General features: G+C 38.3%; 11 protein-coding genes. 5 read left to right on the top strand and 6 right to left on the bottom strand.

What is annotated here, in order from left to right:
• The first annotated feature begins 290 nt into the window (after positions 1-290).
• Together BUR11_RS21385 and BUR11_RS19115 are read left to right on the top strand one after the other, a co-directional pair.
• A complete protein-coding gene (locus tag BUR11_RS21385; RefSeq protein WP_074226644.1) occupies positions 291-1,808 on the top strand; it encodes a T9SS type A sorting domain-containing protein in 1,518 nt (505 codons plus the stop codon).
• Positions 1,809-2,648: 840 nt separating this feature from the next.
• Positions 2,649-9,311 carry an Ig-like domain-containing protein gene (locus BUR11_RS19115; RefSeq protein WP_074226643.1) on the top strand — a complete coding sequence of 2,221 codons (6,663 nt, stop codon included), beginning with the start codon at positions 2,649-2,651 and terminating at the stop codon, positions 9,309-9,311.
• 69 nt (positions 9,312-9,380) lie between these two features.
• Here the strand turns inward: BUR11_RS19115 and BUR11_RS19110 are convergent, their stop codons facing one another.
• Positions 9,381-13,487, bottom strand: coding sequence for a hypothetical protein (locus tag BUR11_RS19110; protein WP_143186089.1), 4,107 nt, complete (start codon positions 13,485-13,487; stop codon positions 9,381-9,383).
• A 1,326-nt stretch (positions 13,488-14,813) separates the two neighbouring features.
• Positions 14,814-15,848 carry an RluA family pseudouridine synthase gene (locus tag BUR11_RS19105; protein ID WP_074226641.1) on the bottom strand — a complete coding sequence of 345 codons (1,035 nt, stop codon included), beginning with the start codon at positions 15,846-15,848 and terminating at the stop codon, positions 14,814-14,816.
• A 47-nt stretch (positions 15,849-15,895) separates the two neighbouring features.
• Between BUR11_RS19105 and BUR11_RS19100 the strand changes: the two genes are divergently transcribed.
• Positions 15,896-16,828, top strand: coding sequence for a 1-aminocyclopropane-1-carboxylate deaminase/D-cysteine desulfhydrase (locus tag BUR11_RS19100; protein WP_317045297.1), 933 nt, complete (start codon positions 15,896-15,898; stop codon positions 16,826-16,828).
• On the opposite strand, the gene BUR11_RS19095 is transcribed toward BUR11_RS19100, so the two are convergent.
• The 3 genes from BUR11_RS19095 to BUR11_RS19085 form a co-directional block, all read right to left on the bottom strand.
• Complete coding sequence (locus BUR11_RS19095; protein ID WP_074226639.1) at positions 16,812-17,447, bottom strand: AlbA family DNA-binding domain-containing protein; 636 nt, start codon at positions 17,445-17,447, stop codon at positions 16,812-16,814. The genes BUR11_RS19100 and BUR11_RS19095 overlap by 17 nt on opposite strands.
• Before the next feature lie 18 nt (positions 17,448-17,465).
• Positions 17,466-19,508, bottom strand: a complete 2,043-nt coding sequence (gene uvrB / locus BUR11_RS19090; RefSeq protein ID WP_074226638.1) for an excinuclease ABC subunit UvrB — start codon at positions 19,506-19,508, stop codon at positions 17,466-17,468.
• A 61-nt stretch (positions 19,509-19,569) separates the two neighbouring features.
• The gene (locus BUR11_RS19085; protein WP_074226637.1) at positions 19,570-20,769 is read right to left on the bottom strand and encodes an Lnb N-terminal periplasmic domain-containing protein; all 1,200 of its coding nucleotides are present in this window, start codon (positions 20,767-20,769) and stop codon (positions 19,570-19,572) included.
• Positions 20,770-21,349: 580 nt separating this feature from the next.
• On the opposite strand from BUR11_RS19085, the gene BUR11_RS19075 reads away from it, so the two are divergent.
• Positions 21,350-22,663: a gluconate:H+ symporter gene (locus BUR11_RS19075; RefSeq protein ID WP_074226635.1), complete on the top strand. Its 1,314-nt coding sequence runs from the start codon at positions 21,350-21,352 to the stop codon at positions 22,661-22,663.
• Positions 22,664-22,682: 19 nt separating this feature from the next.
• The gene (locus BUR11_RS19070) at positions 22,683-23,156 is read left to right on the top strand and encodes a RidA family protein (protein ID WP_074226951.1); all 474 of its coding nucleotides are present in this window, start codon (positions 22,683-22,685) and stop codon (positions 23,154-23,156) included.
• Here BUR11_RS19070 and BUR11_RS19065 read toward each other — a convergent pair.
• Positions 23,153-24,547 (bottom strand): MltF family protein, encoded by a 1,395-nt coding sequence (locus tag BUR11_RS19065; protein WP_074226634.1) that lies wholly within the window; start codon positions 24,545-24,547, stop codon positions 23,153-23,155. The genes BUR11_RS19070 and BUR11_RS19065 overlap by 4 nt on opposite strands.
• Position 24,548 lies beyond the last annotated feature (1 nt).

Raw genomic sequence — 24,548 nt, 5'->3', positions numbered from 1 at the left:
TTAAATCAAAGGCTTTTATTTTTTGAGGAATAAAAATTCCAAATAGATTTTTCAGTAGTTATTCGACATTTTTTTGGAGGTAAATGTAAAAAATTGATATAGACTTTTTACATTTGAAAACCCTATGAAAGTACACCCTATCCACTGACATTCAATGAATTATGACTTAAATGTTAAGGCATATAATTTAAATTTCAGTTGACATCCTATTAGCTAGTTGTTTTAATTAATTCTGAAAGGATTTGGTCTTTAATCTCACCCTGATAAAGATTAGATTTTAAGTCTAAAGAATGCATCTAAAATATGCTCTTTGGGGCTTCAAGTTTTATTTGAATTTGAATGCTCTATTACGGTTTTCATTGCTTTCAATCACTTTTCTATGGAGTGTATTAGATTCTTCAGCTCAATATGCCAGGTCAGTTAGTGCAACTAAGACCTACACCACCAATGGAACTTTCACTATTACAGACCTGACTGATATCACAGGATACGACCCAACAAATGAGATTTTTGCAGTGGCAAATGTAGATATCTTATTAGTCGGCGGAGGAGGTGGCGGAGGAGGTGGCACTTCAGCCGGTGGCGGTGGTGGTGGAGAAGTTAAAGTCATCAACTTGGATTTGAACTTAGGAGCTGAATTAGTTATAACAATTGGGGCTGGAGGGAATGGTTCAGTAAACTCAAGCAATAGAGGAACTGTAGGAGGAAATACAATCGTTGTTTTAAATTCTGGAATTACAACCAGTTCGTTTAGAGCTAATGGAGGTGGATATGGAGGAGGTTCTGGCTCAAATAGAGATGGTGGTATTGGAGGTTCGGGCGGTGGTGCAGGTTCTAGGAAAACGCCCGCATCTCAAGCTGGTCCAGGTTCTGGAGGTGGAACAAGTTCGGGAGCTGGATCAGGAATCATTTATTTAAATTCTGGGGGAAACGGAAGTTATACTACGAGTGTTTTAGCAGCCGGGGCTGGAGGAGGAGGTGCAAATGGAACAGGGTCTTCTGGAATATCGTCTGCTTCTATTGGGCAGGGTGGAAATGGAGGAGATGGAATTACTCCGAATGGTTTTACAGGAGTTTTTGGAGCTGGAGGAGGTGGAACAGGCACTACAGCCGATGGAGTAGGTGGAAATGGATACGGTTCGTACGGTTCAGGAGGAAATGCTGGACCTTCAGGGGGAAGTAGAGGTGCTGATGGAGTGGTTGTGGTAAATATAATCTATAGAATCTTACCAGTTGAGTTTCTTTATTTTAATGCTGTTTATAATTCAAGAGACCGCAAAGGCATTTTGGATTGGGCGACTGGCAAGGAGTGGCAAAATTCTCATTTTGAAATTGAGCGAGCAGTAAATACAATCGATTATTGGGAAACTATTGGGAGAGTAGATGGAGAGGGTTTTGCTCAGGAAATTTCTACCTATTCTTATCAGGATGAAGATCTTCCTTTTTCAGGTGGAAATATTTTTTACAGATTAAAACAAATAGATGTAAATGGAAGCTTTAGCTATAGTAAAACCAAAGCTATCCAGTTAGACCCTTTGTTACCTTCTAATAAATGGAATCTTTATCCTAACCCAACCAATGGAGCCAATTTAAATCTAATATTAAATGACCCATCATCTATTTTTGACGAGCTAATAACTGTCTCAATTATTCAAATGAATGGGATAACCGACACTTTTTCAAGCTATAACCCTGATGAACTAACAACTATTATTCGGGAATATCTTCTTCGTTCCAAAAATGGGTTATACACTATAAAAATTAATTGGGGATCACATCAAGAATCTCATAAAATCCTTAAGGAATAAAACTAGTTAGCCCTTCCAATTTTATCAGAACAAACAAATCAATAAATGGTAGATTAAGAGGAGGAAGAATAAAGGTTCATTAAGCTAACACACATCGTAGGATGCTTTTTCAGCTGTAAACTCATAAAAAGTTGCCAAATCATCCTTAAGACCTAAATTGTAATAACTATATCCATTAATTTTTTCCCTATCCTAGATCAGGATTACTAAATCATATTCCATTTTCTCCCTTTAACTCCTAATTCATTGGTCATTGTCTAAAAAATGTTAGGCCAACAAGTGTGTTATTCAATTAGACAGTGGACACTAGGCTTCAGGTATAAGGAAGAGTTACAAGAATAAGAATGGAATTTATATTTCTACTTAATTTTAAAAAATAGGGAAGGCATTTATATCCTGACTAAATTTTAGACCACTTTTGAGTTTCCAAATTTTCAAAACATCTCATAACTAAATAATAAGTATTATTTGCATACAATTTAGTTAAAATAGAACATTATTTGTTTTTTATATAATTATAGATAGATTAGGCTCCATTTCTACTAATATTCAAAACAATGTTTTATATATACTCATATAAGTGAATCTTAAATGCATATATTTGTATTTTAAAATAATAGTTAAAAATTTCTATTGCCTATTTGAAACTTTACAAAAAAATCAAGGTTGGAAGACAATAATTTATTCTTGTCAATTTAACTCTTTAGTTTTAGCGGGAATGAATCTTTACTAATTGTAATTCAATAATTTATGTTCAATTTCTTTTAAACTAAAAAGCAACATAGTATATTTGAAATACATTTTAATGGATTCGAAATGTTTGTTACCAGATAATAATTAATGCGTCTGAAACACTTTTTACCTAAAATACTTTTTCAACCCATCTTTCTGCTTGGAATGATGCTTGGAATGGTATTTTCAAATTTTTTAGCAGCTCAGACACAGACAATTACAACACCTGGATCAGGGACTTTCACTGTTCCTCCAGGAGTGAAAGTTTTGAAAGTTGAGGCTTGGGGGGCAGGTGGATCAGGAGGAAATGACCGTGGTGGCGGTGGCGGCGGAGGTTCCTATTCAAGATCTAATATTTCGTCTCCATTTTTGAGTTCTTATCCATATGTTGTGGGTGCAGGAGCAAGCAATTCTAATGGAGGCTTATCTTCCTTTGGATCTGGTCCTATTTTAGTTTCTGCAGGTGGCGGAACAAAAGGGACTGATAATGGAAATGGTGGAGCCGGTGGTATAGCCACTGTAGGAAATGAATCTCAATTAGTAGGTTCAGCTGGGAATATTAAATCAGGAAGTTCTGGTGGCAACGGAGGAAATGCTGCTGGAAATGGTGGAACAGGAGGCGCTGGAGGTGCAAATACCATTGCAGGTACAATAGGTTCAAATCCAGGAGGAGGTGGAGGCGGTTCTGGTCAATCTAACACAACAAGACCAAGAGGAGGAAATGGTCAAATCAGAATTTCATATATAGCACTTACATCGGCGACAGGGACGGATAACCAAACAGTGTGTGAAGGATCTCCGATTACAGGCATAATCTATTCTGTTCCAACTGGTTCCACTGCAACAGTTACAAATTTACCTTCAGGTATTACCCCCTTTTTTACTAGTGGTTCTGGAATTCTTACCTTTTCAGGAACTCCAACAAGTAGTGGCACCTATAATATTAATATCACAACAGGATATGGTGTAACCCTTAGCACAACAGGCACTATTAACATTACTGCCGAAACAACAATAGACACTCATCCTATTGGCGCAACATATTGCAAAGATGATACTCCAGTCGATTTAACAGTTTTAGCAACCGGTACAGGAACTATTACCTATGAGTGGTTTTCAAATACTTCCAATAGTACTATCGGAGGAACCTCTGTGGGAACTGGAAATACTTATACTCCTCCTACAGACGTAGATGGAAGCAGGTTCTATTATGCTGTTGCTTCAAGCTCCGTCTGCGGGCAAGCCACGTCTGATGTCGTTGAAATTATCGTTACTCCTGAAACTACAATAGACTCTCAGCCTGTCGGCGCAACTTATTGCCAAGATGATACTCCAGTCGACTTGACTGTTTCAGCAACCGGTACTGGGACTTTTACCTATGAGTGGTTTTCAAATACTTCCAATAGTACTATCGGAGGAACCTCTGTGGGGACTGGAAATACTTATTCTCCTCCTACAGACGTAGATGGAAGCATGTTCTATTATGCTGTTGCTTCAAGCTCTGTCTGCGGGCAAGCCACCTCTGATGTCGTTGAAATTATCGTTACTCCTGAAACTACAATAGACTCTCAGCCCGTCGGCGCAACTTATTGCCAAGATGATATTCCAGTCGACTTGACTGTTTCAGCAACCGGTACTGGGACTTTTACCTATGAGTGGTTTTCAAATACTTCCAATAGTACTATCGGAGGAACCTCTGTGGGGACTGGAAATACTTATTCTCCTCCTACAGACGTAGATGGAAGCATGTTCTATTATGCTGTTGCTTCAAGCTCTGTCTGTGGGCAGGCCACGTCTGATGTCGTTGAAATTATCGTTACTCCTGAAACGGTAATAGATACTCATCCATCTTCTATAGACCAAACTCAATGTATTGGTGTTGGATTTAATCAATTACAAGTATTAGCAAGTGGAACTGGAACACTAACTTATCAGTGGTACAGTAATACGACTAATTCTATTTCCGGTCCAGAGGTAACACCTGTAGGAACTGACTCTCCAAATTTTACTCCCCCTTCAACAACTGTCGGTACACTTTACTACTTTGTAGAAATAACAAGTGATTGTAGTACTTTGACTTCTGATGTTTCAGGTGCAATTACTGTTAACCCTGCTACTTCCATTGACTCTGAAAACCTTTCAGCGCAATCAGCTTGTATTGGACAGACATCATTTTCTCCAATATCCATTTCAGCAAGTGGTACAGGTACCCTAAATTATCAATGGTATAGTACCTCTACACCAACTAATTCAGGGGGGACTCCTGTTGGGTCAAATTCCTCATCTTATACACCGGATGCCTCTACCTTAGGCACTTTATACTATTATGTTGAAGTTTCAAGTGATTGCGGGCCTACTGTTACTTCAAATATTTCAGGAGCGTTCATTGTAGACCCTATAACGGCTATAACTACTCAACCAGATAATTCAGATAGAGTAGAATGTTTTGGAGATGGTTTTAATCCTTTATCAGTAGTAGCAGAAGGCGGAGATTTAACATACCAATGGTATTCTGTGCCAACACAAACAAATTCGGGGGGTACTGCAGTAGTTGGTGCCACATCAGCTACATTCACACCACCTTCTTCAACTGAAGGTATTTCCTATTATTATGTTGTGGTTACTGGAAATTGTGGAATAGAGACTTCTTCAGTCTCAGGAGAATTTAGAGTAAACCCTCCTAAAACTGTCATCGATATAAACCCATCCACTTCTGATGAAACAGAGTGTTTAGGGGATCCATTTCCAACATTATCTGTTTTAGCCTCTGGGGAAGGCACAGTAACTTATCAATGGTACAAAAATACTACTCCAAGCAATACTGGTGGAACGTTGATACCAAGTGCGATTAGTGAGGATTATACTCCTCCTTCGGATGAGGTTGGAACCTATTATTATTATGCTGTGGCATCCAGTAATTGCGGAACCATACCAACAGATGTATCGGGAGCATTTACAGTTACTCCTCTAACAGAAATAGAAAATGAGAGTCTAGCTGGCCAAACCATTTGTGATGTTGAAACCTTTAACCCTATTTCAGTAAATGCTATTGGAACAGGAACTATCCATTACCAATGGTACAGTAATTCAACTGCATCCACAACCGGACCGGATGTAACTATGGTTGGAACGGACTCTAATACATTTACTCCACCTACTACAGCTCAAGGAACAACCACATTCTATTTTGTAGAAGTTTCAAGTGATTGTGGACCAAATGTGATATCTAGTACTTCGGGAGCATTTACGGTTAGTATAGATAACACAGCCTCAACTCCTTCTTCGGATCCAACTCTTTGTATCAATACTCCGTTAGCTGATATTACTATTGCTACTACTGGTGCTACGGGAATTTCAAATGATGGGGACAATACAGGTATAAATGGTTTACCTGCTGGGGTATCAGCCTCTTGGTCAGGCGACATTATTACTATTTCGGGGAGTCCTTCCGAGTCAGGAACCTTTAACTATGCTATACCTTTGATTGGAGGATGTGGAATAGTAGAAGCTACAGGAACAATTACTGTGACTCCAGACAATACAGCTAACATACCTTCTTCTGAACCAACGCTTTGTATTGATACTCCTTTAACTGATATCACAATTGCTACTACTGGTGCTACCGGAATTTCAAATGACGGGGATGATACAGGTGTTAATGGTTTGCCTGTGGGGGTATCGGCCTCATGGTCAGGTGATATAATCACAATTACCGGAACGCCTACTGAATCCGGAACTTTCAATTATTCAATTCCTTTGACAGGAGGATGCGGAATAGTGAATGCGACGGGCTCTATATTTGTCACTCCTGATAATACAGCTGGAGCCCCTTCTTCTGACCCAACACTTTGCATCAATTCTGCTCTTACAGATATTACCATTGCTACTACAGGAGCAACTGGGATTTCTAATGACGGAGATGACACAGGAGTGAACGGATTACCTGCAGGTGTATTAGCTACTTGGTCAGGTGATGTAATAACTATATCTGGAACACCTTCTGAGTCAGGCACCTTCAATTATTCTATTCCATTAACTGGAGGATGCGGAACAACACTTGCTACTGGAACCATTACAGTCACGCCTCTAGCAACTGTAGGCCCTACTTCAGTAGCTTATCCAAGTGTCTGTATAAGTAGTCCAATATTGACACCATTTACACAATCTACTAATGGTGTTACGGGTATAGGAACGCCCGTTGGATTACCAGATGGTATTAATGCATCATTTGATATAAATACTGGCTTAATTACTTTTTCAGGTACTGCAACTAGTCCAACAATTGGAGCACAAACCTATAGTATTCCCTTAATCGGTGATTGTATCAATGGATTAGAGGCTACGGGAACCATCGAAGTTTCTCCAGACTATACCTTAACTGCTGTCACTTCAGTTTCAGCAACTACAATAGGTGGATCTGCCACAATAACTATGTATGGAGATCCTACAATTTTATCGAATGGCACCTATGAAGTTGTATATGAAATTGCAGAAGGTGCAGGTTCTTTTACTCAAGTTGGTCCAGTCAATGTATCAGTAAATAATGGAAAAGGTAGTTTCCTAACGAATGCAATCAATGATAATACCGAAACATATACTGTTAAAATCTTAAGTCTCAAGAAAACAACAGATCAGTGTACAGTAACTTTACCTGATCCTCCTACAACTTACTTTGGAATTTGTGCAGCAGTATATTCTACCAGTAGTACATTCTATGTTCCTGCAAATGTATATAGTATAACTATTGAAGTTTATGGCGGTGGTGGCGGTGGTGGTAAAGGAAACGCTGCCGTTGGTGGTGGTGGCGGTGCATATTCTATACGTACTAATATTCCAGTTACCCCTGGAGAACCATTGGGTGTTATTGTAGGTGCTGGTGGTTCTGAAAATACAAATGGCGGTATGTCTTATGTTACAAGAGACTCAAATATTTCTGACCAACAAGGAAATAGCCTAGTTTATGCCGGGGGTGGTAATAGCGGTCTTTCGACATCATTTGCTAAAGGAGAAAGTGGTAATTATGACACAAGGCACTCAGGAGAGGATGGGACAAACTCAGTAGGTAATAAAGGAGGTGACGGCGGCGGGCCACTTGGAGGTATAGGCGGTTCTGGTGGTACCTCAGGAACGGCCGGTAAATCACCAGGAGGTGGCGGGGGTTCATCAAACGGAACAGGATTTAAAGGAGGTAATGGACTAGTTGTTATTTCTTATTCTTGTCCTGACGCAGATGACACCGACTGTATAACTGTTATTGATGATGGGTCAAAATCAGGAAACACAGTTATCGAGTATACTTGTGATGGTACTTGGACGGCACCTGAAGGATTATCTGAGTTCACTGTATATGTAGGAAGTGGCGGAGGTGGTGGCGGAAGTGGCGAAGGTTCTGGTGGAGGTGGTTCTGGTGCAATGATTGTTCAAACCTTCTCTACTACAAATCCATATGGACTACCTGTTGGAACTACTTTTGGACTTGAAGTTGGACAAGGGGGACCTGGTGCTGGAGTAGGTGAAAGACCTGGTACTAATGGTGAAGCATCTGAATTTACAGGGGAAATTGATGGAAATTCAATTGATATCTTTGTATCAGGTGGAGGCGGTGGTGGATCCCAAATTGTTAACGCTGGAGGTAACGGTTCTTCTGGAGGTGGTGGTGGAGCAACTCCTGCACCAAATAAGTCTTTTGGATCAGGCGGAAATGCTATTCCACTTACTTATTCAGGAACTCCCGATGTGATATACAATGGCAATGCTGGAGGAAACGGGGATTACAATGATCCACAAAATGCAATTGCCGGTGGTGGTGGTGGTGGACTTATTCCTTGGAAACCAGCTCCTGCTGAAGATGGTCAGCACGGAAAAGCAGCCGGAGCCGGTCAAGGAGAAGGTGGTAGAGGAGGAGATGCAGTAACACTGAGCCTTGGAGACACTATAAGATATTATGGTGCCGGTGGTGGAGGTATTGGTGAATATTTTAATGGAACAGAAAAAATTGGAGAAGGAGGGAAATCCTTAGTAGATGAAACCAAATTAGGAGGAGATGGAAATCTTGATATTTTAAATACAAATGGGATAGGTTATTCCGGAGTAGATAAAACTGGATCTGGTGGAGGCGCTGGATATAATGGCGGAGGTAAAGGAGGAGATGGAATCATTTACATTGTTTTCAAAAACTTCAAAATCCTCCAAGTAGAATACCTCTATTTTGAAACGAAGTTTGATGAAGTTAACCGTAATGGGCAACTATCTTGGGCAACCTCTAAGGAATGGGCAAATGCGAAATTCGAAGTAGAAAGATCCATTGGGGACGCCAACAATTGGGAAAAAATAGGAGAAGTAGCAGGTCAAGGATATAAGGATAGCCAAACTGATTATACCTTTACAGATACTCAACTCCCAGGTTATGGAGGTAATATTTTCTATCGATTAAAGCAAGTGGATTTTGAAGACACGTTTACTTATAGCGTCACTAGAGCCATCCAAGTTCCAAGCTTGAAGGGTGAGTCCAATTGGATCATCTATCCTAATCCTAGTGAACTGAGATCAAATGTAACAGTCGGTTTAATCAATCCATCCAATTATCATGATGAACCAATCATTGTTCGAATTTCAGATGTAAGAGGGATTAATGTTAGTTATTCTGCTAATTCTGTCGAAGAAGTAAACCGAGCTGTAAATTCCTATCTGGAAACAGCCATCTCTGGAATGCATATTGTCCAACTTATTTGGGGAGATCAGAGTGAACAACTCAAATTAATACGGAAATAAAAACATCTAAAAAATCCCCCTTTAATCAAGTAGATCAAAGGGGGATTTTTATTTGTCTTGAATAGAGTATTACTCTTCTTCTTCCCTTCTTTTTGGCACCTTTGGCTGACCTAAACCTAGACTTCCTTTTAGTCCACTAAATGTAGCTCTCCACCAACCTCCAAAAATGAATTTGGATTTATCTCGCTCATTATAAATTGTGGCCGTTACTCGTTTATTGAAAAATTTTCTGGGATTAGAATTCTTGGTTATCGTGTTTGCAATAAAGGTCATTAAGTTGAGCTTCCCTGTACCCCGCTCCAAGGTTAAACTATCCAAAAATTCGATTTTCAAATCTTCATAATGGAAATTCATCTTCCCTTGCGCTACATCATCATTTACCTTGAAATTCCATTCCCCATCAGTTACTCTCCCATCTAACACCCTTACAAACACACCCCTAGAAAGCATATTATTTAGAGTGGTCAAATCCAATTCACCCAATGAGATATCCACTTCCATCGGATAGGGATCATCATAAAATAAGGTCGCCTCTAGCTGAACATCCCCTTGCCCCATCAATTTACTGGTAGCATGTAATTTCGTACTCATAACTGGGTAATCTTGCTCACTCTTCGTTAAAATAAAGGGAGCCAATTTTGCATCAACTTGATTAAAAGAAATCATCCCAGGTAGCATGGACTTAGGGCCAAACTCTTCATACCTGATTAGGCCACCGTTCACTTTTACCGAATCAACCTCCAAATCAATTGGTGAATTCCTCATCAAGGCTTGTGGCATGGGTTTATAGACACCTTCTTTTATTGGTAAGCGTTTATCTCTAAACACATCCAAACTCAAGCTATCCAAAATTAAGCCCTGAGCCCTTACTTTATTATTCAGGAAATACTCATTAAAATCAATATTCAATAAAGTGACCTTTTTTATTTCTGCATCGATCGCATCGGATTGAAAACCTTGTTGGTTCAAATAATTATATCTCCCAATTGTCGGACCTACTTTGATATCCTCTACTATTAGATCATCATCTAGCAAACTAAGCTTTCCTATTTCAACTCTATTGAGACTATCGGAACTATAATACACGTAGTTTGTCAAGGATAAACTATGGTCTCTTTCCAGTAGGAACTGTGGACTTATTTTTTGATCCTTCCCTATCAAATTAAAATTCAGTTCCGCCAATTCCACATTTACCCCATCAAAAGCCAGATGCTCAATGGGACCTAATTCCTTATTATATAAAGTAAACTTGCCATTTTGAACGAGGATATCTTGCAAAAGTACGGTTTGAATTAACCCTTCTTTATTTTTTGGTTTTACAGGCTTGGCCTTTACTTCTTTTTCCGCAGAATCCAAGTAAATGTCAATTACAGGGTTGACTAAGGATAACTTAGTCATGTCAAAAACCCCTGTCTCCTGGATTTCCTTTAAAGTATTATTTTGAAGTGATAGACTTTCAATTCTTGCTGATATAATGGGAGATCCAGGAGCTATTGTCGTGCTTTTTGGAATCACTTGAAAATTGGAAAAAATAGTGGCATCTACAGAATTATCTACATTGACACTTGAAAACTGGATGGTATGAATACTATCTGGTAGCGCAAAAGAAAAATCCTGAAGGGATAGATTTATTTGAGAAAAAAGGCCTGATAAATCTTCTTTGGTATTAGCTGTAGAATCAAAATTGAATCCAAGAATACCTAAATCAAAATTTGTTTGAATGGACTGGGCCTCATTGGTACCTGATCGAAAGTTAATCCCCAAAGTGGAATTCACTGCTTCAATTGAATCGATTTTTATTAATTCAATTGATTTTGGGAGAGATTTTTTCTGCTCATTTTCCTCCTTCTCCTCCTGTTCATAATCCTTATCAATTTCAATATTGATCCTCCCCCCTGTCACTTTTAATTTATTCAAATCAAGAACATTTTCAAAAAGAAAAGATTCAATATCCACCCCATTGAATGCCACTTGTGGCAAGTCTAAAGAAAGTGCAAGCTTATTTTCCAAGTCCGGACCAGGGACTAGTTCCAAACTATCAATTATGATCGATTGGTCAATCGAGTTGAAACTTAAATTATTTGTAGTTGCTCGATAATTTCCTCCAGCAAGATTAAAAGCATAATTTTTTAACCTAAGATCGATTTCTTCAGAGAAAAACGTTCTATCCCCTTCTCTTTCATATCCAGTATTATCCACATAAAATCCTTTCAGTTTTAAGGATAAATTGTCCTCCTGAAAAGCTATATCCTTAGGACCGGAGAAATTCTCATATTTTATTATTCCTTCTGAAAAGCTCAGAGAATCAATTTCTATTACATTAAAATAGGAAGTGAGTAAGTTCTTGATTTCAACGCTGGACTCTAAAGATGCTGATGAATTTGAGCTCCGCTTTTTTCTAAACCTAGACATGAACAGTTCAGGTTCAGGAATCAAGATTTGTTGAATTATTAACTTTTCCTCCTCGAAAGCAGCTCTCATATTAAAACCTTCCGCCCTAAATTCAGGAATTCGAATATCCAGAATCACACTTTTGCCATATGCATCCAATATTTGCTGGACTTGATTTGGATTTTCAGGACTTATACTTAAACCACTGATAGACAAAAGGGAATCTTTTGAATCAATGGTCACATGATCAGCTTTAAACTCATGAAGGTTATCCCGAAGTTTTAAACGATATTTCTCCAAACTGAGAACTACATCTTTTGCAAAAAGGAAATCACTGATTGATTTGGTTGAATTAGGTTGGAAAAAAACCTCATCCAATTCTAGGCTAAATCTTTCAAATCCAATATCATTAGTTCTTTCTCCAGCTTCATTTTTAAATTGAACCTCCCCATCATTTAAATCAAACTTTCCGATTTTTACATCAGAAAGGTATCCTTCCAATAAATCCTTTATTGAAACGTTTTGAGAGGGTTGGTTTTCTTTTTTTCTACGCTCTACAAATTCCACTTTAGGAGAATTGAGCATTAATTCATCCATTTCAAACTTCCTTTCATTATACAATAATTTTAGGTTAGCCTTGGTTAAAGCTACTTTAGGAAGAAAAATTCGTATGATATGGTCTGGGTCTTTTTCTTGAAGAGCTCCTTCCCTTGGCTGAAAACTTACATTGTCAACCTCTATTTCATCTTTGAATGAAGAAACACTGATTTTTTCACCCCTGATCAAATGAACCTCATCAGACAAATACAAGCTTGCATCTCTGATTTCCATAGATGCATCTTCCCCATAAAAAAATTGGTTCTGCTTTTTTGATTCATCATCTCCTAAATAGAATTCAATCATTTTAAAGTCCAATCCTTCAATGTCAATCCTATTTTTTAAGGTGTCAATCGCATTGGAGGTAATGAATTTGCCATCATTAATAGAAAGCTCCTTTACATAAATTGATTCTAACACTCCGTCGATCAGCTCATTCAAATCACCTCTAGAAGTACTGTCTTTATCTGCCTTCGTCAACCTCTCTACTTTAAAAAGAGGATCCTCCATGACAATTTCGTCTACTAAAAGTCTTGAGGTCATGAACGCTTGATTTAAATCTACATTTCCAATCCGCAAAGCATTGAGCTTTGCTGAGTAGTAAGCCTTGCTTTCTTTCTTTTTATCCCCAGACAATTCGAAATTTCTAAGATCAACCTGATTGGTCAAAGAACTGATAAAGACCTTATCTGCAGTAATCTTATGAACATTATCAGGCAAAGGAAATAGTACATTCTCTAAATCAAATTCAAACCCCCTCGCATTAAAAGGTGTTTCCCACTCCTCTTGTGTGGTCAAATTAATATCCCTGACAAGTAATTTGGTGTTATTTGCCTCTAAAGAACTTTGACTTAAAAAATTTAGAAAAAACAAATCCGCATGGTTGATTTCCAGTGATCGGACCACCAACGCATTTAACTTCATTTTTTCAATACTCTTTTTCACTTCCTCCTCCAGTTCCTTGACAGGAGATACTTTATTGATTTTTACCGAGTCCACTTGTTGCAGATTTCCAGACCTATCTTCTGGTAAATCCATGTTAATATTTGGATTGTCAAACTCTAATTTGCCTATGTAAAAAATGTTTTCCGAAAAACTATACCAGAGTCCTTTAAACGCGAGTTCATCCAATGTAAAGTCAAATAAAGTCTGCCCTGGTTTAGCAACCACACCCTCAACAGGCTTCATAATTATTCCATCCAAAAAAACGCCCCTTCTAATAAGGGAAAAATTAATTCGGTTGAATTCAATTTGATAAACATCATCAGTAGCATCGTTAATCTTGTTTCTTGCCCAGTTAGACAACAATAGATTAGAACCGAAATAGAAAACAAATTCTAAAAACAGGAGCCCTAAAAAAGCAATCATTATCCATTTCAGTAGTTTTTTCCGAAATGGGTGAGCTGATTTTGTATGATGGACTTTTTCTGACATTCAAGGTAATTTAGACCTAAAATAGCCATTATGAATGATATTACACCATTCAAAATTTTTCTATTAAATGAAAAAAGCAACACGATGTGTTGCTTTTAGTTGCTGTAGGAGAAGGATTCGAACCTCCACGAGGCAGTTAGGCAATAGTCCGGTTGAATTACGCTTTATACTGGATTCCTCACCCCCGAGACAGGAGGGCTTGTCTGCCAATTTCAACATCCTACAATAATTAAATAGGTAAAATAGGTTTGAGAACAGATAAGTATATATACTTTATGTTTTAAGAACCCTGCAGATAGGAAGCAGAAGTGAAAAAATATTCATTTATGCTTAATGAGACTTTTTGGGTTTTTTGTTCAATTCTTTTAATTGACTGCTCAAAATTAGAAATACCATTGGTTTATTAAAATTTTGACAAAAAATTATTTTATTTTTTACATTAAATTAATTTAAATGTTATTTTTTTTGATAATTCGAAAAATATCGACTTTTATTCTAAGGCTTTTTTATCAATTTGATAATGTTCTATTAGACCCATACTATACAATTTTATCTATTGTATAAACATACATTGACAAAAGATATTCTATGCTGTAAAAAATAAGGCATAAAAAAAACCATGAAACAAAATTTCATGGTTTTAGTCAATTAACAATAAACCCAAAATAACCTGCTGTAGGAGAAGGATTCGAACCTCCACGGAGTAGTTAGGCAAATTTACGAGCTCGCTAAATGCTTTATCCCATGACCTCCACCCCCGAGACAGGAGGGCTTGTCTGCCAATTTCAACATCCTACAGTATGTGTCGATAGAGATCTTTTATCTCTGTTGATGATTCAAATATAGGCACACTCAGCTTATTTTTGCAAATTATATAAAAAATAAACTGAATTTTTACAGTATTTTTAATGAAAACGATTGAAATATATAAATATGTAAATTAATGATGTGAAATGAGGTATGATTTTAACGATTTTTCAATCTTTAGGAACCGTATTATCATTTCTGATTAAAAAACATGTTTTTATTGCCGTTTTAGCAATATTTTGACCATTTTATTAAATATTAGATCAGTTATTCTCATTCAAAATTCACATATGATTCCCATTTATCTAAAACAGACTTAAAATCTGAAGGAAGTGGAACCTCAAAATAGAGCTTTTCTTTGGTGATAGGATGTATAAAACCCAGAGACTGAGCATGAAGTGCTTGTCTTGGCATTAAGTCAAAACAGTTCTGGACAAAGGTTTTGTATTTAGAAAATTGGGTACCCTTTCGAATTTTATCTCCTCCATACATGGCATCATTAAATAATGGATGTCCTAGATACTTCATATGAGCTCTAATCTGATGGGTTCTTCCGGTTTCTAAATTGCATTGGATTAAGGAGACATATCGTAAGCGCTTCAAAACCTTCCAATGTGTTACTGCATGTTTTCCTTGATCTCCTTCAGGGAAAACATCCATCACCTTTCTGTTTTTTGCACTTCTTCCTACATTCCCCGTAATCGTACCTTCATCTTCATTCGGCTCTCCCCAAACCAAGGCTATATAGGTTCTATCTATGGTATGATGAAAAAACTGACTGGCAAGGTGGGTCATTGCTTCTTCGGTTTTGGCTATTACCAAAAGACCAGAAGTATCCTTATCAATCCGATGGACCAATCCAGGCCTACCGGTATTACCTTTCATTTCAGGAAGATTCTCGAAATAATAAACTAGCCCATTCACCAGCGTTCCTGACCAATTTCCATGTGCAGGATGCACCACCATCCCAGGAGGCTTATTTACCAGCAATAAATAAGGATCTTCATATATGATATCCAATGGAATATTTTCAGAATATACTTCCGTTTCCTTTGGAGGTTTTTCTAACATTACACGAATATCATCCAGAGGCTTAATTTTATAATTGGCCTTAGTTGGACTTCCATTCACTAATACGGAACCAGCATCGATGGCTTGTTGAACTTTATTCCTTGTAGCATTAGCTATCTTCTCACTTAAGAATTTATCTATCCTAGTAAGAGTTTGTCCCTTGTCAATAATAATCCGATAATGCTCAAACAATTCAACTTCCTCATCTTCGAAGTCTTCTTCAGGATTTGTATTCATAATGCAAAAATAGGAGGATCAAGCTTAACTTTGCCAATATCTCTAAAATGAACCCAATGCTTACTCCAAATGAAGTAATGAACCAGGCTATTCAACATCGCCTTTTAAGGGAAAAAGGAGTGACACTTTCCATTAAAAGATTAGATTTAGTTCATCCTCAAGTATCTGGGAATAAATTTTTTAAACTAAAATACAATATCGAAGAAGCGCTTTCAAAGGGTCATCAAACCTTACTCACCTTTGGAGGTGCCTATTCCAATCATATCGCGGCCACTGCATTTGCTGCCCAAGAAGCGGGGCTCAAAGCTATTGGAATCATCAGGGGAGAAAACATCCAACCTTTAAACCCTACCCTGGAATTGGCTCAATCACTTGGAATGATTCTTCATTTTGTTTCAAGAGAAGAGTATAGAAAAAAAACGGAGGAGCAATTTCAATTGGATCTGTCAAGAAAATTCGGAGATTTCTATTTAGTCCCAGAAGGAGGCACGAATCAACTTGCCATAAAAGGAACTCAAGAAATTCTAACTCCTGAAGATTATAGCTTTTCACAAATCGTGACTGCCATTGGAACTGGCGGAACCCTTGCTGGTTTGGCTGCGACTATAAAGAAGCATCAATCCCTAATTGGAATCTCTTCACTCAAGGGAACTTTTATCCATCAAGAAATTCAGAGCTTAATTGAATTTTATAAAATCGAACCAAAAGGTTCTCTTACTATTTTTGACCAATACCATTTTGGGGGATATGCAAAATACAAGCCCGGCTTGATCGATTTTATATGGATGTTTTATCAGGAATTTGGAATAGTCTTGGACCCAATTTATACAGGAAAGGCCGCTTTTGCCATGTGGGATTTAATCCAAAACAATTACTTTCAAAAAGGCTCCTCCATCTTATTAATTCATACTGGAGGCATTCAAGGAAATCTCGGATTCATGGAAAGAACGGGGATCAACCTTCCTATTCTTTCAAAGTAAAATAATCATCAGACTCTTGGGGATGAATTAACAGCACATTTGCCAAAACCAACCTCACCAATGTTTTGGAAGCCAAAAATTTTGGGATTTTGGCAATTTTTGAAAACTCCCGAACTGAAATTCTTTGTTTTTCTTCCAGAGTTTTAAGCAGAATCTCCTCTTTTCTACCATAAGTAAAAACGACATCCCTTGGGTTTTTACTCTTTTTCAAAATCTCCCAAACTTCAATACTAGCTTGTACGCTCCTATCTGCTACTCTAATAAAAGACTGCCTTTTTTTATCAATTTTTAAATAATGGGGCCGACTTTGACTTTGTTCTAATTTAAAAACTGCAACTCCTTTTTTAGAATTAATAGGTAGAACAAACAATTCATAATGAAGGGCTGGAAAAATCAATTCCTTAATTGCTTTTTCCATCACATAAACTTCCTCCTCAATAAAACGCTGGCCTGAAACGGTTCCGTCATCATCCACTCCAATCATCACCACCCCACCAGCAGTATTCGCCAAGGCAATAAATTCTCTGACTATCTTTTCTGGATAAGCAGCCTTCTTTTTAAATTCAATTTTTAAGCCCTCCCCTTTTGCAGCAAGACTTTTCACCTCTTGAAGGGTCATCATTTATTTCTGTAATTTTCAATTTCCAGGGCCTCTTGATAGCTCTTCCAATCTCTTCTTTTGAGATTGCCACTCGTCCCTTAATCTTGCAGCCTCCATGAAGTTAAGTTCTTTGGCCGCTTTTTCCATTTGCTTTTGTGTTTGCAGAATCAACTTTTCAAGCTTGTCCTTACTTAAATATTGAACAACTGGATCAGCTGCCATAGTACCTTCACCAGGCATTGGCTCCACATAAATTTTAGCATTCTTTTTCGAATCAGCCACTTTTGTCTGACCCATAATCTTATCCCTTGATTTAATAACGGTAGTTGGAGTGATTCCATTTATCTCGTTATACTCAATCTGGATAGCTCTCCTTCTCTTAGTTTCATCAATAGCCATTTGCATAGAAGGAGTAATTTTATCCGCATACATGATTACGCGACCTTCCTGATTTCTCGCTGCTCTGCCAATTGTTTGCACCAAACTTCTTTCGTTTCTCAAAAAACCTTCTTTATCGGCATCCAAAATTGCGACTAAAGAAACTTCAGGCAAATCCAGCCCTTCTCTAAGCAAATTCACTCCTACCAATACATCAAAAATCCCAAGACGCAATTCTCTTAGAATTTCAACTCGGTCCAATGTTTTCACCTCAGAATGGATATACCTGGATTTCACACCAGCTTTTTCAAGATATTTTTGAAGTTCTTCAGCCATCCTTTTGGTCAAAGTAGTAACCAAGACACGCGCTTCTTTCTTGATCGTTTGATCAATTTCCTCCAATAGATCATCAATTTGATTTTGGCTAGGCCTCACATCAATAGTCGGATCCAAGAGGCCAGTTGGTCTAATGATCTGTTCTACCACCACCCCTTCCGTTTGCGACAATTCATAATCTGCCGGTGTTGCAGACACATAAACTATTTGATTGGTCAGGTCCTCAAATTCATCAAATTTGAGTGGTCTATTATCCAAGGCAGAAGGTAACCTGAACCCAAAATCCACCAAATTGACTTTACGTGATCTATCTCCTCCCCACATGGCTCTTACCTGAGGAATAGTTACATGGCTTTCATCCACCACTAACAAGAAATCATCAGGAAAATAATCGATCAAACAGAAAGGTCTAGTACCGGGCAATCTTCGATCAAAATACCGTGAGTAATTTTCCACACCAGAACAGTAGCCTAGTTCCCTAATCATTTCCAGATCAAATTCTGTCCGTTCTTGAAGTCGTTTTGCCTCCAAGAATTTCCCTTCTTTTTCAAAGAAATTCACCTGATCCACCATGTCATGCTGTATTTCATGAATGGCAGTGTTGATGGTATCTTTTCCTGTCACAAATAAATTTGCCGGAAATATGGAAATGATTTTTTCATCAGAAAGCTTTTTCCCTGAAGCAGGATCAATTCTTTGAATCGCTTCAATTTCATCACCCCAGAAAAAAATTCGATAACCAAAATCAGCATAGGCCACAAAAATATCAACAGTATCCCCTTTGACCCGAAAGGTACCATGCGTCAAATCTTGCTGAGTCCTACTATAAAGAATATCCACCAATTTAAATAGTAATTGGTTCCTTGGTATGCGATCACCTTCTTGGAGGCGAATCACATTTTTGCCAAATTCCTCTGGATTACCAATACCATAAATACAGGACACGGAAGCAACGACAATGACATCTCGTCTTCCTGAAAGCAAACTGGATGTAGCACTTAATCTTAACTTTTCAATTTCATCATTGATAGAAAGATCTTTCTCTATATAAGTACCCGAGCTTGGAATGAAAGCTTCTGGCTGGTAGTAATCGTAATAGGAAATAAAATATTCAACAGCATTGTCTGGAAAAAACTGCTTGAATTCTCCATACAACTGAGCCGCCAATGTCTTATTATGGCTGAGTATAAGCGTCGGCTTCTGTACTTGTTGGATGAGGTTAGCAATCGTAAATGTTTTTCCCGAGCCGGTTACACCTAGTAGCACTTGAGACTTTTCGCCTGAATTCACCCCTTCGGTCAGCTTTTCAATTGCCTTAGGTTGATCTCCTGTGGGTTGGTAGTCTGATGTCAATTTAAATTCCATAGCTCAATCTTAAGTCCTATAACAGTTAATAACCCCTTAAAAGTTTTCCAGATGGAATATTTCAGACAAGTGGTGTCTTATAACGCGCTATATTATAATAAAGATAATTGGTCCTTAGAATGATGACCAACATAATCGGAATCAAACTAGGATGAAAAGATTGCCAGCCTAAAATCCAAAACACCACCGCAGCATCAGCCAATATCAAGGCTGTCAAGAGATAATTTCTGAGCCATGGTTTCAAAGACTTTGAAAGTAAGCCTGGAATTAAAGCTAAATGCCCTGGGAAAGCCCATAAAATATTCCAATTCCATTTGGTAGAAGGGATATCTGATCCAATCCAAAGTAAACTCATGACTAATCCAAGAAGCCCTAAGATTCCAAAAAAGACTAGGTCAAACCCAATAAAAAGCCTTTTCCTTTTAAACCCAATGAAAGTTGTTGCAGTAAATAGTATAGCGATAATCCAAAAGAGAAGATAGGGATTAAATAGACCCAATGAATTTTCTTTTGGGGCAAAATCAAGAATTACTCGTTCATTTTTTACCAGGGGCCTTGTAGGCCCATCACCTTGTATTTCTGCTCTAGAAAATGCCTGCTCCATGTAATCTGGAAGAAATTGCTCCTCTCGTGGAGTCGCATCAACATCGAGACGCGATCCTAAAGCAAGATCAATCCCCAAATCAGACCAAGGCATATAAAAAACTTTTTCATCAATCAATTGCCGGAACGTCTTCTCAATAGACTCCTGTTCTTCATCGTGCCATATCAATTGATCCCCTACAATAGTCTCTATGACATCTCGAATCCGAGTAGCACAGTTATCATAGAAAAAATCGTATCGGTAATTACGGTTTTGAGGAAGGTAATTGATCTCTAAAAATTCAACTAAGGCGGTCTTCTGTTGCTGATTCAAATCAAGCTCCAATTCCCGCATGGATCTTTGAAAATAATTATACTCTGCCAGAAACCGATCAAAGGTTGATACGGATAGAAAATAATCCAACCTACCTCCTGCAAATTTTAACACGAAGTTAGGAGCTCTAAAATCAAAGGTCCCATAATTATAAACTTGATCCCTTCCAGTCTCTAAATTGACTACTCGAATTGCACTGTGACCAAAAGAACTATAAATCTCTTCTCCAGGGTCACACGTGAGCAGACTTATACGGTACTGCTGGGCAAACCCTTGTAAATTTCCACCAATTAGAAATAGCCACCCAAGAATCAAGTAGAAGAAGAACTTCTTTTTCAATTTCATTTTTAGTATATTAATTGTGCTTTTTTAATAGTTGATACATGCTAGCAAAGGCTACATACCATCCAAAATGGATTTTTTTTCAGTCAGCCGAATATACAGGTTTCTTCTGTCAGTTGTATTTCATAATGCCCATTGGCACGATCTCTTCTAATCCTGACACCTCCACTCCTAACCTCATTCATGATTTAAAATTGCAGGAAACACAGGACTTGCAAGTGCCAATGTAAATTTCACTGTCTGGAGATATAGAACGAACTTGAACCGGATACGCTGCTCCTGGTACTCATCTACTCTGATTAGATTCTGGAATATACGCGAGAAGAAATATTTCAATCAAAGATCTAGCGGGATTCAATTATACCGTGGGCAGCTACAGGACATTGAGCATTCTGCCAATTATCTGGCAAGAAGTCCAAGCAGAATGGAAAGAAAATCTACCAAGGATAACTTGGGAGCTAGGAAATGATGAAGCACATTTGTTCAAACTCATCAAGAACTAAATCCAATACCTTTATTAAGTTTGGGTAAAAGGTCTTTCGCTCATTTTTTTTATCTTGTTCGTTAAACCCATTGTAGACCCATGACCATACTTCTTGTCCTGCTTAGTATTGCAATCCTTGTTTTACTAATCGTTTGGGCTAAGCTCAATCCCTTTTTAGCATTTATCATCTCCTCTATCTCTGCAGGATTACTTCTTGGGCTTCCTGCAGATCAAATTGCAGGCTCAATCCAGTCGGGTATGGGGAATTTATTAGGTGATTTAGTCATCGTGATTGTAATGGGGGCGATGCTGGGAAAGCTAGTTGCCGAAAGTGGTGCTGCCCAGAAAATCGCTGGTTTTTTAATGGGCATTTTTGGAGAAAAAAATATTACCTGGGCTATGTCCATAACCGGCCTGGTAGTAGGTATTCCCCTCTTTTATAACGTGGGCTTTGTGCTACTTGTACCTTTGGCTTTTACAGTAGCTTATCAATACAAAATTTCTGCAGTTTACGTGGGCATTCCATTATTGGCGGCCTTATCTGTGACACATGGCTTTTTGCCTCCACACCCCTCCCCAGCTGCTTTGGTGGCCCAGTTTGATGCCAATATGGGCTTAACCCTATTTTATGGCTTTTTAATTGCCATCCCTACCATTATTATCGCGGGGCCTATATTTGCCAAAACTTTAAAAAATGTTCATGCCAATCCCTTAAGTACTTTCCAGGCTGAAATCAGACCGGAATCTGAACTACCAGACACTTTTAACAGCTTTTTCACAGCTTTACTACCCGTATTTTTACTTGTAAGCACCACTGCTTTGAACCTCAATATTGAACCTGAAAGCAGCCTTGGACCCATTATTCGCTTCATTGCGAATCCTGGAATCGTCATGTTGATTTCAGTATTAGTGGCCACCTATACACTAGGCTTAAAAAGGGGTTTTAAAATGACCCAGTTAATGGATATCTACACCATTGCAACCAAAGACATTGCCATGATCTTATTGATTGTAGCGGGAGCTGGAGCCTTAAAACAAATTTTTACAGACACTGGTGTCAGTCAAGTTATTGCGGATGGTTTAAGTACTTGGGATATTCCTCCTTTACTTTTGGCATGGATCATTACTGCAATTATCCGTGTCTGCGTTGGTTCTGCAACTGTTGCCGGACTGACAACTGCTGGAATCATAGCTCCTCTGGTCACGACAATGAATGTTGACCCAAACTTATTAGTGCTTTCCATTGGAGCAGGAAGCCTTATGTTTTCCCACTTTAATGACGGTGGGTTTTGGATGTATAAAGAATTCTTCAATGTCAGTATTAAAGACACCATAAAAACCTGGTCTCTCATGGAAACCTTGGTTGCAATTATAGGATTAATAGGTGTACTGATTTTAGATGTTTTTGTCTAATTTCACTGAAAATAATATGATGGAAACCCCAGAAAGTAATTTCTCCAAATTAAACCTTGTCTTACCTCCGGCACCAAAGCCACTTGGCGTTTACAAGCCATGCCTCATAGACGGTAAATATTTGTATTTATCTGGACATGGTACAGTACAAACTGATGGCAGCTTGATTATTGGAAGAATTGGTGTCGATCTAGACATCGAAGCTGGAAAACTTGCTGCAAGACAAGTTGGATTAGCCATGCTCTCCACAATCAAAGCAAATTTAGGTTCCCTAAACCGAGTGAAAAGGGTGATCAAAGTATTGGGTATGGTCAATTGTACCGAAGATTTTCTTCGACATCCTTATGTCATCAATGGATGTAGTGAACTATTTGCAGAAGTTTGGGGGCAAGAAAATGGAATAGGTGTTCGATCAGCTGTAGGTATGGGATCTCTGCCCGACAATATTCCGGTAGAGGTAGAAGCGATGTTTGAATTGCATGAAGGTGCTTAAGGCTGTACCAAAGCTTTATAAGAGTCGAAAATACTCATGATGTCTTTGACGTAGTTTACAGCCAAATGCCCTTTGGCAAACCCACTCTTTACTACGGGATCTTTATAGTATTTTGGATCGGACTTTAGTTCAAGAAATTCAGAAATTGCCTCCCAACTTTGGGTATTACTTCCATATTTCATGGCAAGTCTCCAGGCATCTTCCACATGACCGTGACCAATGTTATAAGAAGCAAGGATAAACTTGATCCGTTCATTTGTTTCTGGAACTCTTTCTAACCAAAATTTATCCAAGTATCGGAGATAGCGAACACCTCCTGTTAATGATTCGATTGGATCATGGGGATTGTTGACTCCAAATCTTTCCAATGTGACTGGCATAAGTTGCAGCAATCCTGAAGCCCCTGCGTAAGAAGTGGCAGTGGTATCAAAACGGGACTCCTTATATACAAGAGAAGCCAAAAGCCGCCAATCCCAACCCAATTGCTCGGCACCATCTTGGATAATCTCATCGAACTGAGAAATTCTGTTTCCAGCAAGGGAGGAAAATGGACTATTCGAACGGAAGTAACTGTTTTTGGAATTCAAAAAATACTTGGCATATAGGTCTGGAATAAATCGTTTCTGTTTGTCCTCCAGCCAATCATCCAATGAGGAAAGAAGTTTAGGCGAATTTTTTCTGACTACCCAAGAGACTTCACCTTCCTTTTTTACCTTCCAGGAAATATCCAGCCCTTCATAATAGGTAGCATTTGCCTGAGCAATATTCTGGTCTGCAACAGTCCATTTAATTTCACCTTTCACCACCTGATCGATTAAAGCCTCTTCATGATCCGGCTTTTCCAGAACTGTGAATTGGACTTGAAGCGAATCCTTGATTGCACATAATTGGGATTTGTATACAGATCCCTGCCTTACCATAATGGTATCGCCTTGTAATTGATCCCAAGAAGATATTTTTTGATTGGGTTTACTTCCTATCAGAACAGTACTCATATTACCCAATGGCCTAGAAAAGTTAGCTCTACTTTTTCTTTCTGGATTTTCCTCCAAATTCATAGCAACCAAATCCACTTTACCATTTTCCAGGTAATCAAATGCTTTTTCTATATCAGAAATCAAAACCAGATGAAGTTGAACATCCAGTCTTTTGGCTAGGTCTCTTAGCAATTCATACTCGTAACCCATTCTACGACCACGGTAGATGTAATAGCCAGTAGAATTATTATCTACTGCAGCCCGTATAAATCCACGCGTCTTTATTCCCGGCAAATCCAGAATATACTCTTCTTGTTTACTCTTATCCCCAAACTGTTTTTCCAGAAAAGTACATTGTACCCCAAAGGTCAAAACTGTTAAAATGGTAAAAAGAAGTATGGCTGTTTTCTTCATA

This window comes from Algoriphagus halophilus, assembly GCF_900129785.1.
Taxonomy (GTDB): domain Bacteria; phylum Bacteroidota; class Bacteroidia; order Cytophagales; family Cyclobacteriaceae; genus Algoriphagus; species Algoriphagus halophilus.
Note: the sequence above shows the minus strand (reverse complement) of the source record. Positions and strands in the feature narration are given on the sequence as shown.